The organism is Gemmobacter megaterium, from assembly GCF_900156815.1.
Taxonomy (GTDB): domain Bacteria; phylum Pseudomonadota; class Alphaproteobacteria; order Rhodobacterales; family Rhodobacteraceae; genus Wagnerdoeblera; species Wagnerdoeblera megaterium.
On sequence record NZ_FTOT01000001.1, the window covers coordinates 747,181 to 762,361 of the forward strand.

The 15,181-nt window shown below is 66.1% G+C and carries 18 protein-coding genes; 3 read left to right on the top strand and 15 right to left on the bottom strand.

Annotation, left to right across the window (positions count from 1 at the left end; translation table 11 throughout):
• Positions 1–3 precede the first annotated feature (3 nt).
• The 15 genes from nuoF to BW970_RS03595 all read right to left on the bottom strand — a co-directional run bounded on the left by nuoF (position 4) and on the right by BW970_RS03595 (position 13,068).
• Complete coding sequence (gene nuoF / locus BW970_RS03525) at positions 4–1,299, bottom strand: NADH-quinone oxidoreductase subunit NuoF (protein ID WP_076528707.1); 1,296 nt, start codon at positions 1,297–1,299, stop codon at positions 4–6.
• A gap of 10 nt (positions 1,300–1,309) precedes the next feature.
• Positions 1,310–1,537: a DUF5337 family protein gene (locus BW970_RS03530; protein WP_076528709.1), complete on the bottom strand. Its 228-nt coding sequence runs from the start codon at positions 1,535–1,537 to the stop codon at positions 1,310–1,312.
• Positions 1,538–1,546: 9 nt separating this feature from the next.
• Complete coding sequence (locus BW970_RS03535) at positions 1,547–2,713, bottom strand: NADH-quinone oxidoreductase subunit E (protein ID WP_076528711.1); 1,167 nt, start codon at positions 2,711–2,713, stop codon at positions 1,547–1,549.
• Positions 2,713–2,979, bottom strand: a complete 267-nt coding sequence (locus BW970_RS03540; RefSeq protein ID WP_076528713.1) for a hypothetical protein — start codon at positions 2,977–2,979, stop codon at positions 2,713–2,715. The genes BW970_RS03535 and BW970_RS03540 overlap by 1 nt, the downstream gene beginning before the upstream one ends.
• Positions 2,980–3,061: 82 nt before the next feature.
• Positions 3,062–4,270 carry an NADH-quinone oxidoreductase subunit D gene (locus BW970_RS03545; protein WP_076528715.1) on the bottom strand — a complete coding sequence of 403 codons (1,209 nt, stop codon included), beginning with the start codon at positions 4,268–4,270 and terminating at the stop codon, positions 3,062–3,064.
• A gap of 47 nt (positions 4,271–4,317) precedes the next feature.
• Positions 4,318–4,923 carry an NADH-quinone oxidoreductase subunit C gene (locus BW970_RS03550; protein ID WP_076528717.1) on the bottom strand — a complete coding sequence of 202 codons (606 nt, stop codon included), beginning with the start codon at positions 4,921–4,923 and terminating at the stop codon, positions 4,318–4,320.
• Positions 4,924–4,935: 12 nt separating this feature from the next.
• Positions 4,936–5,469: a NuoB/complex I 20 kDa subunit family protein gene (locus BW970_RS03555; protein ID WP_188475518.1), complete on the bottom strand. Its 534-nt coding sequence runs from the start codon at positions 5,467–5,469 to the stop codon at positions 4,936–4,938.
• Positions 5,460–5,825, bottom strand: coding sequence for an NADH-quinone oxidoreductase subunit A (locus BW970_RS03560; RefSeq protein ID WP_076528719.1), 366 nt, complete (start codon positions 5,823–5,825; stop codon positions 5,460–5,462). The genes BW970_RS03555 and BW970_RS03560 overlap by 10 nt, the downstream gene beginning before the upstream one ends.
• A 255-nt stretch (positions 5,826–6,080) precedes the next feature.
• Positions 6,081–6,860: a crotonase/enoyl-CoA hydratase family protein gene (locus tag BW970_RS03565; RefSeq protein WP_076528721.1), complete on the bottom strand. Its 780-nt coding sequence runs from the start codon at positions 6,858–6,860 to the stop codon at positions 6,081–6,083.
• Positions 6,861–6,923: 63 nt separating this feature from the next.
• A complete protein-coding gene (locus BW970_RS03570; protein ID WP_076528723.1) occupies positions 6,924–7,301 on the bottom strand; it encodes a DUF2237 family protein in 378 nt (125 codons plus the stop codon).
• Between the two features lie 57 nt (positions 7,302–7,358).
• Positions 7,359–7,913, bottom strand: coding sequence for a sarcosine oxidase subunit gamma (locus BW970_RS03575; protein ID WP_076528725.1), 555 nt, complete (start codon positions 7,911–7,913; stop codon positions 7,359–7,361).
• Positions 7,906–10,887: a sarcosine oxidase subunit alpha family protein gene (locus BW970_RS03580; RefSeq protein ID WP_076528727.1), complete on the bottom strand. Its 2,982-nt coding sequence runs from the start codon at positions 10,885–10,887 to the stop codon at positions 7,906–7,908. The genes BW970_RS03575 and BW970_RS03580 overlap by 8 nt, the downstream gene beginning before the upstream one ends.
• Positions 10,884–11,204 (bottom strand): sarcosine oxidase subunit delta, encoded by a 321-nt coding sequence (locus BW970_RS03585; RefSeq protein ID WP_076528729.1) that lies wholly within the window; start codon positions 11,202–11,204, stop codon positions 10,884–10,886. Before BW970_RS03585 ends, BW970_RS03580 begins: the two co-directional genes overlap by 4 nt.
• 84 nt (positions 11,205–11,288) lie before the next feature.
• Positions 11,289–11,585, bottom strand: coding sequence for a hypothetical protein (locus BW970_RS03590; protein WP_076528731.1), 297 nt, complete (start codon positions 11,583–11,585; stop codon positions 11,289–11,291).
• Between the two features lie 235 nt (positions 11,586–11,820).
• Positions 11,821–13,068 (bottom strand): sarcosine oxidase subunit beta family protein, encoded by a 1,248-nt coding sequence (locus tag BW970_RS03595; protein WP_076528733.1) that lies wholly within the window; start codon positions 13,066–13,068, stop codon positions 11,821–11,823.
• 163 nt (positions 13,069–13,231) lie between these two features.
• On the opposite strand from BW970_RS03595, the gene ccmI reads away from it, so the two are divergent.
• Genes ccmI through BW970_RS03610 form a run of 3 tightly spaced genes read left to right on the top strand, consistent with a single transcriptional unit; the run spans position 13,232 to position 15,146 of the window.
• The gene (gene ccmI, locus BW970_RS03600; RefSeq protein WP_076528735.1) at positions 13,232–14,482 is read left to right on the top strand and encodes a c-type cytochrome biogenesis protein CcmI; all 1,251 of its coding nucleotides are present in this window, start codon (positions 13,232–13,234) and stop codon (positions 14,480–14,482) included.
• Positions 14,479–14,964 (top strand): Holliday junction resolvase RuvX, encoded by a 486-nt coding sequence (gene ruvX / locus BW970_RS03605; RefSeq protein WP_076528737.1) that lies wholly within the window; start codon positions 14,479–14,481, stop codon positions 14,962–14,964. Before ccmI ends, ruvX begins: the two co-directional genes overlap by 4 nt.
• Complete coding sequence (locus BW970_RS03610) at positions 14,961–15,146, top strand: DUF1289 domain-containing protein (protein WP_076528739.1); 186 nt, start codon at positions 14,961–14,963, stop codon at positions 15,144–15,146. The genes ruvX and BW970_RS03610 overlap by 4 nt, the downstream gene beginning before the upstream one ends.
• Positions 15,147–15,181 lie beyond the last annotated feature (35 nt).

Consider the following 15,181-nt stretch of genomic DNA (forward strand, 5'->3'; position numbering starts at 1 on the left):
CCCTTACTCCGCCGCCAGGGCGCCGGTGCGCCCGGTGCGTTTGGCCTTGATACGGTCCTCGATCTCCTCGCGGAAATTGCGGATCAGGCCCTGGATCGGCCAGGCCGCTGCATCCCCGAGTGCGCAGATCGTATGGCCTTCGACCTGTTTCGTCACGTCATAGAGCATGTCGATTTCCTCGACCTCTGCCTCGCCGGTGACCAGACGTTCCATCACCCGCATCATCCAGCCGGTGCCTTCGCGGCAGGGCGTGCACTGGCCGCAGCTTTCGTGCTTGAAGAACTTGGACAACCGCCAGATCGCCTTGATGACATCGGTGTTCTGATCCATCACGATCATGCAGGCGGTGCCAAAGCTGGATTTCAGCCCGCGCATCCCGTCATAATCCATGATCGCATCTTCGCACTGTTCCGCCGTCAGCACCGGGCACGAGGCGCCGCCGGGGATCACCGCCTTGAGGTTCTTCCAGCCACCGCGGACGCCGCCGCCGTGCTTGTCGATCAGCTCGCGCAGCGGGATCGACATGGATTCCTCGATCACGCAGGGCGTCATCACATGGCCCGACATGGCATAGAGTTTGACGCCCGCATTGTTCGGGCGGCCAAAACCGGCAAACCATTCCGGCCCACGGCGCAGGATGGTGGGAACCACCGCGATGGATTCCACATTGTTCACCGTGGTCGGGCATCCGTACAGCCCCGCCCCCGCCGGGAACGGCGGTTTCATGCGCGGCATCCCCTTCTTGCCTTCAAGGCTTTCCAGCAGCGCGGTTTCCTCGCCGCAGATATAGGCCCCGGCGCCATGGTGCAGGAACAGGTCGAAATCCCAGCCCGACCCGGCTGCGTTGCGGCCCAGAAGGCCCGCGTCATAGCATTCGTCGATGGCGGTCTGAAGCGCCTCACGCTCGCGGATATATTCACCGCGGATGTAGATATAGGCGGTATTGGCATTCATCGCAAAGCTGGCGATCAGCGCACCTTCGATCAGCGTATGCGGATCGTGGCGCATGATCTCGCGGTCCTTGCAGGTCGCAGGTTCCGATTCATCGGCGTTGATCACCAGATAGGCGGGCCGCCCGTCGGACTGCTTGGGCATGAACGACCATTTCATGCCGGTCGGGAACCCTGCGCCGCCCCGGCCACGCAGGCCCGAGGCCTTCATCTCGTCGATGATCTTGTCACGGCCGCGCGCGATGATTGCGGCGGTGCCATCCCAATGGCCGCGCTTTCGCGCCCCTGCCAGGCTGCGGTCATGCATCCCGTAGAGGTTCGTAAAGATCCGGTCCTGATCCTTCAGCATCCGCCTTCCCTCATATTTCCCGGCGCTTGCGCCAGAGTTGCCAGGCCACGAACATCGCCCAGACATAGGCGGCCAGCGCCGCCAGATCGATCAACAGGGCATAGCGCCCGTCCCACCCATATTGCCGCCCGATCTCGCCCAGCACCAGCCAGAGGACCGTTGTCGCGGCGATCACCGCGCCCACCACCCGCATCTGGCGGGCAAAGGCGGCGGCATCGGTCGGGGGACGGGCTGCCATCTGCCCGACTCAGTAGTCGTTCGTCTTGGCGCGTTCGAGGAATACGGGGATCCCCACGTCGCCGATCAGTTTTGCCTGCGCCACCCATTTGTCACGGGTCACCCGGCCCTTGAAGCCTTTCAGATTGGCATCCATCCACGCAATCTCTGACGGCCCCCAGGCCGCGATCTGATCGAAATGGAAGATGCCCAGCGAATGGCACAGCTTTTCCAGCACCGGGCCGATACCTTCGATGATCTTCAGATCATCGGCGGCGCCACTGCGGGGCGCATCAAGCCCAGCGGGCTGCGTCCCTTCGGCATCCGGGCCGGCAACGGTCTGGGCAGGCTCGGCTTCGGCGACGCCTGCGGGCTTGGCCACGTCCAGTTCGGGCTTGCCCTTGGCCAGAGCCTGCGCCGCCTTGGGCGCAATCCCGGAGGCCGCTTTCGCAGGCTCGTCCGCCGCGCGCGACGGCACATCCTCGGCCTCCTTGCGGCGCCATGACACGATCAGCGGCACTTCGGTGCCGTCGATGCGCCGGACCGTATCGCCGATGTCCACAGCGGCCTGAACGCTGGCATTGTACTGCGTGCGACCGGAGTCGAACTCCTTCAGCGAGGTCAGGCCCGACAGCGGTTCCGACGAATAGCGCCCGTTCTGCGGCCCAGGGACCGGAACCCGGCCAGCCGACAGTTCATCCAGCAGCCAGTCCAGCTTTTCGGCACTCAGATCCTCGTAGTAATCCTTGCCGATCTGGGCCATCGGCGCATTGGCGCAGGCGCCAAGGCATTCGACCTCTTCCCAGCTGAACTTGCCATCGGCCGACAGCGTATGCGGCTTGGGCGAGATGCGGCGCTTGCAGACCTCCATCAGATCCTCGGCCCCGCAGATCATGCAGGACGTGGTGCCACAAATCTGAATATTCGCAACAGCACCAACCGGATGAAGCTGGAACATGAAGTAGAACGTCGCCACTTCCAGCGCGCGGATATAGGCCATGCCAAGCATATCGGCGACGGCCTCGATGGCGGGCTTGGACAGCCAGCCTTCCTGTTCCTGCGCCCGCCACAACAGCGGAATGATCGCGCTGGCCTGACGGCCCTCGGGATATTTGGTGATCTGCGCTTCGGCCCATGCCTGGTTGGCAGGGGTAAAGGCAAAACCTTCGGGTTGGTGATGGGCAAGCCTGCGCAGCATCAGTTGCACTCCGCCGTTTTCAGCCGCAAATCGCCGTCAACGATTTCCGCCTGGCCCAGCCCCAGCAAGGCGTTGACCACGACAGAGGCCGATTCCTGATTCAATCCAGCCTCGGACAGGATTGTCGCGTTGTTGTCAGGCGTGACGACACAGCCTGCCGCGACAATGGCCTGCACCAGCTTTTCCACCTGCTCGGGGGTTGCCTGCGCATGGGCGGCAGCAGCGCCAAGGCTCAGCAACGCGACAATGCCAAGAGAACGGAACATGGACGTACTCCTCACCGGCAGGGGCCCTGCCGCTTTGCGGGTTCCGACAGGACGAACCACATGTTGGACCGGGGCGCGGCGATCAACGGTCGACCTCCCCGAACACAAGATCCATCGTGGCGATGATCGCCGACACATCGGCCAACTGGTGGCCCCGCGTCATGTGATCGGTGGCCTGAAGATGGGCAAAGCCCGGTGCCCGCAGCTTTGCGCGCCACGGCTTGTTCGTGCCATCGGCCACCATATACACCCCGAACTCGCCCTTGGGCGCCTCGACGGCGGCATAGACCTCGCCCGCCGGAACGTGGAACCCTTCGGTATAAAGCTTGAAGTGGTGGATCAACGCTTCCATCGAGCGTTTCATCTCTGCGCGCTTGGGCGGCGCCAGCTTGCCGCGCGCCAGCACCTCGCCCGGTTCGACCCGCAGCTTGGCGATGGCCTGACGGATGATGCGGGTCGACTCCCGCATTTCCTGCATCCGGATCAGATAGCGGTCGAAACAGTCGCCATTCTTGCCGACGGGGATCTGGAAATCGAATTCATCATAGCATTCATAGGGCTGCGCACGGCGCAAATCCCAGGCCAGCCCGGAGCCGCGCACCATCACGCCGGAAAAGCCCCAGGCGATGGCATCCTCTGCCGACACAACGCCGATATCGACCGTGCGCTGCTTGAAGATGCGGTTCTCGGTCAGCAGGCCGTCGATGTCGTCCAGCAGCTTGGGGAAACGTTCCGCCCAGGCGTCGATGTCGTCCAGCAACTGCGGGGTCAGATCCTGATGCACCCCGCCCGGCCGGAAATAGGCCGCGTGAAGACGCGCACCGCAGGCGCGTTCGTAGAACACCATCAGCTCTTCGCGCGCGGTAAAGCCCCACAAGGGCGGGGTCAGCGCGCCGATGTCGAGCGCGCCGGTGGTCACGTTGAGCAGGTGGTTCAGCACCCGGCCGATTTCCGAGAACAGCACACGGATCAGGCTGGCGCGGCGCGGGATCGCCGTGCCCGTCAGCTTTTCGATGGCCAGACACCAGGCATGTTCCTGGTTCATCGGCGCCACGTAATCCAGCCGGTCAAGATATGGCAGGTTCTGCAGATAGGTCCGCGACTCCATCAGCTTTTCGGTGCCGCGATGCAGCAGGCCGACATGGGGGTCGGCCCGTTCCACGATCTCGCCGTCCAGCTCCAGCACAAGACGCAGAACGCCGTGGGCCGCCGGGTGCTGCGGTCCGAAGTTGATGTTGAAGTTGCGGATCTTCTGCTCGCCGGTCAGCGGGCTGTCGAACTTGCCGTCCATCTCTCGCTCTCCTTACGCCGCAGTGCCGACTGGGGTGGCCAGATGCATCACTTCGCCTCCGCCTTGTCGTCGCCGGGCAGGATGTACTGCGCCCCTTCCCACGGGCTGAGGAAGTCGAACTGCCGGTATTCCTGCACCAGCTTGACGGGCTCATAGACAACCCGTTTCTGCACCTCGTCATACCGCACTTCGGTGTAGCCGGTGGTGGGAAAATCCTTGCGCAGCGGATGGCCGCGGAAACCATAATCGGTCAGCAGGCGGCGCAGATCGGGGTGGCCCGAGAACAGGATCCCGAACATGTCGAACACCTCGCGCTCGAACCAGTTCGCCGCGGGCCAGACCGATACTGACGAGGGGACCATCTGATCCTCCTCGATGGCGGTCTTGATGCGGATACGCTGGTTGCGGTGCATCGACAGCAGATGCCAGACCACATCGAAACGCTTGGCGCGCTCTGGCCAGTCGATGGCCGTGATGTCGACCAGCGTGCCAAAGCGGCAGGTCGGATCGGATTTCAGGAAGTCCATGAACGGCACGACCCGCCCTGGCAGGATTTCCACCATCAACTCGCCAAAGGCGATGGACCAACCGGCCACATCCTCGCCGCGCTTGGCCTCGATATAGGTGCCGAGTTCGTTCAGGGCGTCCGTCATTTCCGCCTCCTCTCAGCGCACAAGGGTGCCGGTGCGGCGGATTTTCCGCTGCAACTGCAAGATGCCGTACAGCAGCGCCTCGGCCGTGGGGGGGCAGCCGGGAACATAGATGTCCACCGGAACCACGCGGTCGCAGCCGCGCACGACGGAATAGCTGTAATGATAGTAGCCGCCACCATTGGCACAGCTACCCATCGAGATCACATAGCGCGGCTCCGGCATCTGGTCATAGACCTTGCGCAGGGCCGGGGCCATCTTGTTGGTCAGCGTGCCCGCAACGATCATCAGGTCCGACTGGCGCGGCGAGGCGCGCGGCGCGGTGCCAAAGCGTTCCACGTCATAGCGCGGCATCGACATCTGGATCATCTCGACCGCGCAGCAGGCCAGGCCGAAGGTCATCCAGTGCAGCGAGCCGTTGCGCGCCCAGTTGATGATGTCTTCGGTCGAGGTCAGCAGAAAGCCCTTGTCCTGCAACTCGCGGTTCAGCGCCTGGGTGGCGACCTCGCGGTCTGCTCCGGCGGTGTTCGCCCCGGTCATCACTCCCATTCCAGCGCCCCTTTCTTCCATTCATAGGCGAAGCCGACAGTCAGCACGCCAAGGAACACCATCATCGACCAGAAGGCCGTCATCGACAGATCCCCGAAGGCCACGGCCCAGGGGAACAGGAAGGCCACTTCCAGATCGAAGATGATGAACAGGATCGACACGAGGTAGAACCGCACGTCGAACTTCATCCGGGCATCGTCAAAGGCGTTGAACCCGCATTCATAGGCCGAAACCTTTTCCGGGTCCGGTCGGCGCACGGCCAGAACGGCAGCCGCCAGAATGAGGATCAGGCCAAGCGCGATCGTCAGTGCCAACAGCATTAGGATGGGCAGATATTCTCTGAGAAGCGCGTCCAAGGCTTGCTCCTTCGGCTTGCGGACCCTGCGGCGCAGCGAGGCGCCCGGCTCCCGTTTACTCCTGACCCCCGCGACGGTCAACCAAAGCCGGTCGTCCGATACCGCTGACACAAGGGCTAAATTCGCCCCTGCATACCATGGCGTGCAGGGATTGGCGGCCCGTGATGCAAAGATGCCGCATCGCGGAAATTTTCCCGGTCACAAGGATGACCGGGGGGCATTCCAGACAGAATCGATCCGGCTTTCCCGCCGGGTTCAGCTTGCCCAGCCCGGCTTGCGCTTGTCGAAAAAGGCGGCGATTCCTTCGGCTGCCTCGGCACTCTCCCACCGCTCGACCAGCGCGGCGATGGTCTCGGCGATCACGGCCTCGTCAATCGGCGGGCCCAGGCGGCGGACCAGTTGCTTGGCCTCGGCCACGGCACCGGGCGCGCAGGACAGATAGGGGGCGACTTCGGCCTCTACCGCAGCCTCCAGATCGGCCGGCGCGACCGCGCGGGCCAGCAGGCCCAGACGCACCGCCTCTTCGGCATCGAACAGACGGGCGGAAAAGAACACGCGACGCGCCATCGCCTCGCCCATCCGTGCCACGACATAGGGCCCGATGGTGGCGGGGATCAGCCCCAGCCGGGTTTCCGTCAGGCCAAAGCGGGCCGTATCGGCGCCGATCGCCACATCGCAGACCGCCATCATCCCGATGCCACCGCCAAAGGCATTGCCCTGCACACAGCCGACCAGCGGCTTTGGCAGCCGGTTCAGCGCCCCCAGCATATCGGCCAGTCTGGTCGCCTCACGCGCCCGCGTCGCGCCATCGGCGCGCATCTGGTCCTGCATCCAGCCCAGATCGCCCCCGGCGCAGAAGCTCTGGCCATCCGCCGACAGCACGACCACCCGCACCGCCGGATCGCGCGCCAGGCGGCCCACGGCCTCGGTCAGTTCCGCAATCATGCGCGACGACAGCGCATTGTGCTTGTCGGCCCGCGCCAGAACCAGACGCGCGACGCCGCGCCCGTCCACCTCGATCCGGATCGTTTCCATCGACAGCCTCCCTGCTTTCGGTTGGGCGCCTTCTGACATTCCGGGCGACGCGACGCAATCGGGCTAGTTGCCCGCCTCGACGGCATAGCGGCGCAGGATCTCCAGCGGCACCACATCCAGCGTGCGCCGATGCGTGGCAGCCAGATGCAGATCGGGGGCCGCCCCCTCTTCGTGCGCTTGCAGGAACCGCGCAGCGCACAGGCACCAACGGTCGCCCGGCTTCAGCCCGGCAAAGCCGAACTCGGGGCGTGGCGTCGACAGATCGTTCCCCAGATATTTCGACATGGCCAGAAATTCAGCCGTCATCACGGCGCAAACCGTATGCAGGCCCCGGTCGGCCGGTCCGGTGTCGCAACATCCATTGCGGAAAAACCCTGTGACCGGGGCGGTGGAACAGGGTTCCAGCCTGCCACCCAGAACGTTGATCGACGCGTCGCGCATTGCCACCCCCTGCTCTGGCCCTAGCCTAGCCCAGACGCAGGCCCCGGCCAAGCCGCCCTAGTCGAACAGCCCCACTTCGGATCCGGGTCGCGCCAGCATGGCGAAAAGATCAAAGGCATAGCGGGCGACGGATCGATAGCACAGCACCGTGGCCGTCCGGTCATCCTCCAGCCAGAATGCGGCGGCGATCTGGCCTGCGCGGCTGCGGCGCATTTCGCCCGGCGTCATGCGGCCCAGATCGACCGGACAGGCCTTGGCCAACACCTCGCGCACCCGCGGCCCGTGCAGATGCAGAACCGCGCGGGCATCCGAAACATCGGCGCACAGATGCGGCTGCCCGGCCAGCGCCGCCGTCAGCGCGGCGGTCGCGCGCGCCACGTCTGCGGGCGGCAAGAGGATCAGCCATTCATCGGGCGACATCCACGCAACCCGCCGCGCGCCTGCCCCGACGATGCGGCGCTGCCCCGGCACCGGCAGATTCAGCGCGGCCAGTGCAGGTGCAACGTCGGCGCGGCAGCGCAGGGTGATCATGCCGACGGGCCCGGCCTCCTCGATGGTGACATATCCGACATGACGCGCACCGGCGAGTGCCGTGGAAACCGGATCAGACATTCTGACGCGCCCCTTCCTTGTCATAGACCACCGGATCGACGATGCGCGCCCGTATCCTCGTACCCTCCGTGGTGGGAAACTCCAGCACCTCGCCCAGCCGCTCCGGCCCGTGCCGCACCAGTCCCAGCGCGATCCCCCGCTTCAGCGTGGGGGAATAATAGGTCGAGGTCACGCGCCCTTGCGTGTTGCGCTGGCCATTGGCGTTCAGCCCGTCGGCCACGGCATAGGCACCCTCGGGCAGCACCGCGCCATCCAGCGTCTCCAGCCCCACCAGACGCCAGCGGTCGGCGGCAGACAGCGCCACCCGCTCCAGCCCCCGCTTGCCGATGAAATCGGCCTTCTTGCGGGAAACGGCCCAGCCCATGTTCAGATCATGGGGCGTGACGGTGCCATCCGTCTCGTCTCCGACAATGATGAACCCCTTTTCCGCGCGCAGCACATGCAGCGCCCCGGTGCCATGCGGCTGCGCACCCAAGGCCGCGCCTTCGGCCACCAGCCGGTCCCACAGGGCGCGGACGCGGTTTGCAGGCACGGCCAGTTCAAAGGACAACTCGCCCGTGAACGAGATACGATAGACACGCACCGGAACGCCCGCCAACTCGCCCTCAGCCCAGGCCATGCAGGGCAGCGCCCCGGACGACAGATCCATCCCGCCCAACGTTTCCAGCAGATCGCGCGCCCGTGGACCGGCAATGGTGATCTGGCCGAACTGCTCCGTCAGGTTGAGCGCAAAGACCTGCCACTCCGGCCATTCGCATTGCAGCCAGTCCTCCATCCAGGCATGGATGCGGTCAGATCCGCCGCTGGTCGTGTGGCACAGCCAACTGTCCTCGGACAGCCGGGCCACGACGCCATCATCCATCACGAAGCCCTGTTCGTTCAGCATCAGACCGTAGCGGCAGCGCCCGATCGGAAGGCCAGACATGACATTGCTGTACATCATGTCAAGAAACCGTCCCGCATCAGGCCCTTGCACAAGGATCTTGCCAAGAGTCGAGGCATCGAGCATCCCGACCGCCTGCCGCACGGCAAGCACCTCGCGCCGGATCGCCTGTTCGGTGGTCTCCCCGCCCAGGGGATAGGCATGGGGGCGACGCCACAGACCCACCGGCTCCCATACGGCGCCATGCGCCTCGTGCCAGTCGTGAAGCGGGGTACGGCGGAGCGGCTGGAACAGACCGTCCCGCGCCTCGCCCGCCAGCGCGCCGAAGGTCACAGGCGTGTAGGGGGGGCGGAAGGTGGTGGTTCCCACCTGCGGAATCGCCTCATCCAATGCCTGAGAAAGAACAGCAATTCCATTGATATTGCTCATCTTTCCCTGATCCGTCGCCATGCCCAGCGTGGTGTACCGCTTGGCATGTTCGACCGATGTGAACCCCTCGCGCGCGGCAAGCTGGATGTCAGAGACCTTGACGTCATTCTGGAAATCCAGCCACATCTTGTCGCGCAGCGCGACCGGCGCCCCCTGCGGCATGATCCAGACCGGCTCTGTCGCCGCCTCGTCGGGGGTCACGCCCACAGGCGCGGGGCCGGTGCCACCGGCACTGGCATGGCCACCCGCCAGACACTCCGCCAGCCCCAACGCACCCGAAGCCGCCCCGGCGCACGCCACCATCGGCGCCCCATCGGCGCCGGTCGGCGGGCGCGCCGGATCGGGGCGGAACATGGTCGCCGCCTCATCCCACAGCAGTTTGCCGCCGCAATGGCTCCACAGATGGACAACGGGGGACCAACCGCCCGACATGGCGACGGCATCGCAGTCAACCGTTTCCAGCACAGCGCCCTCACCCGCCTGCAAACAGATCTGCACGCCTGTGACCCGGTTGCGACCGAGCACCCCGGCAATCCCCTTGCCCGTCTCGATCCGAAGACCAAGGGCACGGGCCTGTTGCGGCAAGGCGCCATCGGCCCGCTCGCGCAGGTCCAGAACCACCGGCACCGACAGCCCCGCCTCGTGCAGGGCAATGGCCGTGCGATAGGCATCGTCCGTGTTGGTCACGACCACCGTGCGATCACCGGGGCTGACCGCCCAGTTCACCAGATAATCACGCACGGCACTGGCCAGCAGGACGCCGGGGCGATCATTCCCGGCAAAGGCCAAGGGCCGCTCCAGCGCCCCGGTGGCCGCGATCACACGTCCGGCGCGAATCCGCCACAGACGCCGCCGCGGGCGCCCGTCTCCGGGGGTGTGATCGGCGATGCGTTCTTCGGCCAGAACGTAGCCATGATCGTGCACACCTGCCACCATGCAGCGCACCCGCATCGTGACATTCTCCAGTGACTCAAGGGCCTGAACGGCATTCCTGATCCACGTCTCGACAGGCTCTCCGTCGATGGTGCCGCCATCGACCGGCGCGCGTCCGCCCCAACCGGCCCCCTGTTCCAGCAGCATCACGCGCAGCCCCCTGCGCGCCGCCGCCAAGGCCGCAGACAGCCCGGCCACGCCGCCGCCCGCCACAAGAACATCGCAAAAGGCATGGATCTGTTCATAGCGGTCGGCGTCCCGGTCTCTGGGCGGGCGGCCCAGCCCGGCAGAGTGACGGATCACCGGCTCGAACAGGTGTTTCCAGAACTGGCGCGGGAACATGAAGGTCTTGTAGTAGAATCCCGCAGGCAGCAAACGCGACATGGCGCCGTTCACCGCCCCCAGATCAAAGGCCAGACTTGGCCAGCGGTTCTGGCTGGTGGCGGTCAGCCCGTCGAACAGTTCGGTCGTCGTCGCTCTGACATTGGGTTCGGATCGCGCGCCAAGCCCCAGATTTACCAGCGCATTCGGCTCTTCGACACCCGAGGCGACAGGGCCGCGCGGGCGATGGTACTTGAAACTGCGCCCCATCAGCATCCGGCCATTCGCCAACAAGGCCGAGGCCAGGGTATCCCCCTCGTAGCCGCGCAACTTCGCGCCGTCGAAGGTGAAGTCCAGCGGCGCGCTGCGGTCGATCAGGCGCCCGCCCCTTGCCAGGCGGGTGCTCATGCCCGGCCCTCCCGGTCGGGTCGGCGGGCCTGAAGCCGCGCGATCAGATCGGGCGGCGGCGCGCTGCCCATGGGATAGGTTCCGAACACCTCCAGCGTCGCGGTACAGCGCGCGGCATGGAACCACTTGCCGCAGCCATAGGCATGGCGCCAGCGTTCGAAATGCACGCCCTTCGGGTTCTTGCGCGCAAAGAGATAGCCTTCGAATGCAGCCTCCCCGGAGCCCGGCCCCTGACGGGTCAGATGCGCCTCGCCGCCGGGGGCGAATTCGGTTTCTTCGGCGGTGACGCCACAGGCGGGGCAGGTCAGCATCAGCATGGCAGGGCTCTTGACAGCAAACAGGCCGGGGAGCGGACACGCTCCCCGGCCATCGGGTTCGGATCGGTCATGGTCTGGCGGCCGTCAGTCGACGGGCGCAGGCGCAGGCTGCTCTGCCGGGGGCAGCACGACCTCGGGCTGGGTCGGGGCTGTGGCTTCGGGCGCGGCCGGTGCCGTGGTCTGCGGCTGGGCAGGCACAACGGGCTGGTCTGTGACCGAGGGCTGTTCGCCGCCACCACCAAGCAGGAACATGGCAAGGATGACGGCAAGGACAGCCCCCCCCAGAACCAGCAGCACCCCGCCACTTCCCTCCGATCCCTCGCGATACGGACGGCGCGGGTCCATCTGGTTTCCGGTGATGCGGTCATGTTCATAGGCCATGGCGATGTCTCCTTTTTCTCCTGTGTTGCGGACACAGCAGAAACGCGGCCAGAGTCGGCGTGGTTCCGGCTCCCCTGATCGCTGGCGGAAACGGGCCGATTTCCGGCCGCGGCATGGGCTGGTTCCCGCGCAGGACGCGGACGCGGCAGGCGTCGACGGGCGCAGGCGCCCGGATCGGCAACGCCACTGCGGGCATGGCCTGCCGGGACCGTTGCCATGACGGGAAACACCGCCCTCAATGCGCCACTCCCGCTGCCACGCTTTCATCAATGAACCGGCCCTCGCGGAAGCGGAACATGCTGAAATCGGCGGCCAGCGGGCCGGGCGTGCCCCGCGCCATCAGATCGGCCATCGCCCAGCCAGAGCCCGGAATCGCCTTGAACCCGCCGGTCCCCCAGCCACAGTTGACGAAACATCCCCCGAGCGGTGTTGTCGAAATGATCGGAGAGCGGTCCCCGGTCATGTCCACGATACCGCCCCATTGCCGCAGCATCTTCATGCGCGAAATGGCCGGAAAGGTCTCGATCAGCGCGCGCAGGGTTTCCTCGATGTGATGGAAGCTGCCGCGCTGGGTGTAGTTGTTGAACCCGTCGCTGCCGCCGCCGATCACCAGTTCGCCCTTGTCGGACTGGCTGATGTAGCCATGCACGGTGTTGGCCATGACCACGACATCCAGCATCGGCTTGACCGGCTCGGACACCAGCGCCTGCAAGGCCACCGATTCAATAGGCAGGCGGAACCCGGCCATGCCCGCAAGCACGCCGGAATGGCCCGCCACCACCAGCCCCAGCCGGTCGCAGCCGATATCGCCGCGCGTTGTGCGCACCCCCGTGACACGCCCGTCGCGCTGATCGATCCCCGTGACCTCGCAGTTCTGGATGATGTCCACGCCCATCGCCGAACAGGCGCGGGCATAGCCCCAGGCGACGGCATCATGCCGCGCCGTACCGCCGCGCGGCTGATACAGCGCGCCCAGAACCGGGTAGCGCGGCCCCTCGATCCGGATCATCGGCACCAGGTCCTTGACGCGCTGCGGGCCGATCCATTCCGTCTGGACCCCCTGCAACAGATTGGCGTGGACGGTGCGCCGATAGGCTTTCATCTCGTGCTCGGTCTGAGCCAGCATCAGCAGGCCGCGCGGGCTGAACATCACATTGTAGTTCAGATCCTGGCTCAGCGTCTCGTACAGGCTGCGGGACTTTTCATAGATCGCCGCCGAGGCATCCTGAAGATAGTTCGACCGGATGATCGTCGTGTTGCGCCCGGTATTGCCGCCGCCCAGCCAGCCCTTTTCCAGAACGGCGACATTGGTGATGCCGTGGTTTCTGGCCAGGTAATGGGCCGTTGCAAGCCCATGGCCCCCGGCGCCGACGATCACCACGTCATAGCGTGTCTTTGGTGCGGCATCGCGCCACGCCCGGCCCCATCCCTGGTGCCGGTCCAACGCCGCGCGGGCAAGGGCAAAGACGGAATAACGGTTCATGGCGCGGCCCGATGTCTGACTGTTGCCCCAGTCCTACCGCGTGCAGCGGGCCTCGCAAAGGGGGGCATCACGCGGCATTGCACCGGATGCGACATCACGGCGCGCGTTCGGGCTTTTTCCGGCGGCCCGCAACCGCTACATGGGGACAAGCAAAGGGGAAGGTATGCACAGCATTCTGTTCTGGGCAGTCACGGTGGCGATGACGCTTGCGGTGGCGGGACTGATGGTTGCGGCGCTGATCCGCGGACGGATGGCCGGGGCCAGCCCTGCCGCCGCATTTGACCTCAAGGTCTACCGCGACCAGTTGGCCGAGGTGGAGCGCGATCTGGCGCGGGGCGTCATCGCAGAGGAGGAGGCAGCCCGCCTGCGGACCGAGATCGGTCGCCGGGTTCTGGCGGCGGATCAGGCCATGCAGGTCAAGGGCACGGCGCAGACCGGGGGGCCGGCCCGCGCACTGGCCGCAGTCGGCCTGATGGGCGCCATCGCGGCAATCGGATTTGGCGCCTATGCCTGGCTGGGTCATCCCGGCCTGGGCGATATGCCGCTGTCCGCGCGCCTTGCCAGCGCCGAAGCGATGCGCGCGGACCGTCCTCGCCAGCCCGAAGCCGAAGTGCGTGCCGCAGCCGCATTGCCGCCCGCGCCGCAGGCGGCCGATCCACGCCATGCCGAGCTGATGGTGCAGTTGCGCAAAGCCATGACAGAGCGTCCGAACGATCTGCGCGGGCAGGAACTGCTGGCCCGGAACGAGGCGATGCTGGGCAATTATGGGGCCGCCGCCCGTGCGCAGGGCATGGTCGTCGCCTTGAAGGGCCCGGTGGCCACGGCCGACGATCTGGCCGTGCAGGCCGAGTTGATGGTGGCGGCCGCTGGCGGGCTTGTCACGCCCGAGGCCGAATCCGTGCTGGCGGCCGCCCTGGAAAAGGACGCCGCGAACGGCATGGCACGGTATTATTCCGGCCTGATGTTCACCCAGACCGGACGGTTCGATCTGGCGTTCCGGTTCTGGGCGCCCCTGTGGCAATCCAGCACCGAGGCAGACCCATGGGTGGCAGCCCTGCGCGCGGAACTGCCCGATGTCGCCTGGCTGGCGGGCCAGCACCGCTACGAAATGCCGCCCTTGCGCAGCGCGCCCCTGCCCGGCCCCGATGCCGATGCGATTGCGGCCTCGCGCGACATGTCGCCCGAGGATCGCCAGCAGATGATCCGGGGCATGGTGGACGGGCTGATGAACCGCCTGGCAACCGAAGGCGGCACTGCGCCGGAATGGGCGCGGCTGATCCGCGCGCTGGGGGTGCTGGGCGATACCGATCGCGCCAAGGCCATCTGGGGCGAGGCACAAGAGCGGTTTCAGGGCCGCGAGGCCGATCTGGCAGAGGTGACAGCCGCCGCCCGCGAGGCAGGGTTGATCAAATGACCACGATCCACGAGGATATCGCGGGCTTTGCCGCCGCCCTGCCCCGCATCGGCGCGCTGGCGGGCCTTGATCTGGGCACCAAGACCATTGGCGTCGCCATTTCCGACAGCCTGCGCAATGTGGCAACCCCCGTTCTGACCATCCGGCGCGAGAAGTTCACGCTGGATGCCGAAACCTTGCTGAAACTGGTGGCCGAGCGCGAGATCAAGGGGCTCGTCCTCGGTCTGCCGCGCAACATGGACGGCTCCGAAGGGCCGCGCGCGCAATCGACCCGCGCCTTTGCTCGCAACCTGACCCGGCTAACCCCGCTGCCGCTGACCTTCTGGGACGAACGGCTGTCCACCGTGGCCGCCGAACGCGCGCTGCTGGAGGCCGATACCTCCCGCGCACGCCGGGCGCAGTTGATCGACCATGTGGCCGCCGGATATATCCTGCAAGGTGCGCTGGACCGGCTGGGCCATCTGGGGCGGACCGGCACATGACGATCGAGTCGCCCTGCATCAATATCTGCCAGTTGGACGCATCGGGCGAGATCTGCACCGGCTGCCACCGCACGCTGGACGAGATTGTCGCCTGGTCGGGCCTGTCGCCAGAGGTTCGCCGCCGGATCATGGCCGATTTGCCCGCCCGTGGCACCCGCGCCGCAGCCGCGCCGTCGCGCTAGCATCTGCCTTACATCGCGCGCCGAATTCCGCCATA

Coding starts and splice junctions, on each gene's coding strand:
- BW970_RS03590 (WP_076528731.1), bottom strand. CDS start 11,585: ATGGCCTATGAACATGACCGCATCACCGGAAACCAGATGGACCCGCGC.
- BW970_RS03595 (WP_076528733.1), bottom strand. CDS start 13,068: ATGAACCGTTATTCCGTCTTTGCCCTTGCCCGCGCGGCGTTGGACCGG.
- BW970_RS03545 (WP_076528715.1), bottom strand. CDS start 4,270: ATGGACGGCAAGTTCGACAGCCCGCTGACCGGCGAGCAGAAGATCCGC.
- BW970_RS03580 (WP_076528727.1), bottom strand. CDS start 10,887: ATGAGCACCCGCCTGGCAAGGGGCGGGCGCCTGATCGACCGCAGCGCG.
- BW970_RS03540 (WP_076528713.1), bottom strand. CDS start 2,979: ATGTTCCGTTCTCTTGGCATTGTCGCGTTGCTGAGCCTTGGCGCTGCT.
- BW970_RS03565 (WP_076528721.1), bottom strand. CDS start 6,860: ATGGAAACGATCCGGATCGAGGTGGACGGGCGCGGCGTCGCGCGTCTG.
- nuoF (WP_076528707.1), bottom strand. CDS start 1,299: ATGCTGAAGGATCAGGACCGGATCTTTACGAACCTCTACGGGATGCAT.
- BW970_RS03570 (WP_076528723.1), bottom strand. CDS start 7,301: ATGCGCGACGCGTCGATCAACGTTCTGGGTGGCAGGCTGGAACCCTGT.
- BW970_RS03555 (WP_188475518.1), bottom strand. CDS start 5,469: ATGGGAGTGATGACCGGGGCGAACACCGCCGGAGCAGACCGCGAGGTC.
- BW970_RS03610 (WP_076528739.1), top strand. CDS start 14,961: ATGACGATCGAGTCGCCCTGCATCAATATCTGCCAGTTGGACGCATCG.
- BW970_RS03535 (WP_076528711.1), bottom strand. CDS start 2,713: ATGCTGCGCAGGCTTGCCCATCACCAACCCGAAGGTTTTGCCTTTACC.
- BW970_RS03585 (WP_076528729.1), bottom strand. CDS start 11,204: ATGCTGATGCTGACCTGCCCCGCCTGTGGCGTCACCGCCGAAGAAACC.
- ccmI (WP_076528735.1), top strand. CDS start 13,232: ATGCACAGCATTCTGTTCTGGGCAGTCACGGTGGCGATGACGCTTGCG.
- ruvX (WP_076528737.1), top strand. CDS start 14,479: ATGACCACGATCCACGAGGATATCGCGGGCTTTGCCGCCGCCCTGCCC.
- BW970_RS03575 (WP_076528725.1), bottom strand. CDS start 7,913: ATGTCTGATCCGGTTTCCACGGCACTCGCCGGTGCGCGTCATGTCGGA.
- BW970_RS03530 (WP_076528709.1), bottom strand. CDS start 1,537: ATGGCAGCCCGTCCCCCGACCGATGCCGCCGCCTTTGCCCGCCAGATG.
- BW970_RS03550 (WP_076528717.1), bottom strand. CDS start 4,923: ATGACGGACGCCCTGAACGAACTCGGCACCTATATCGAGGCCAAGCGC.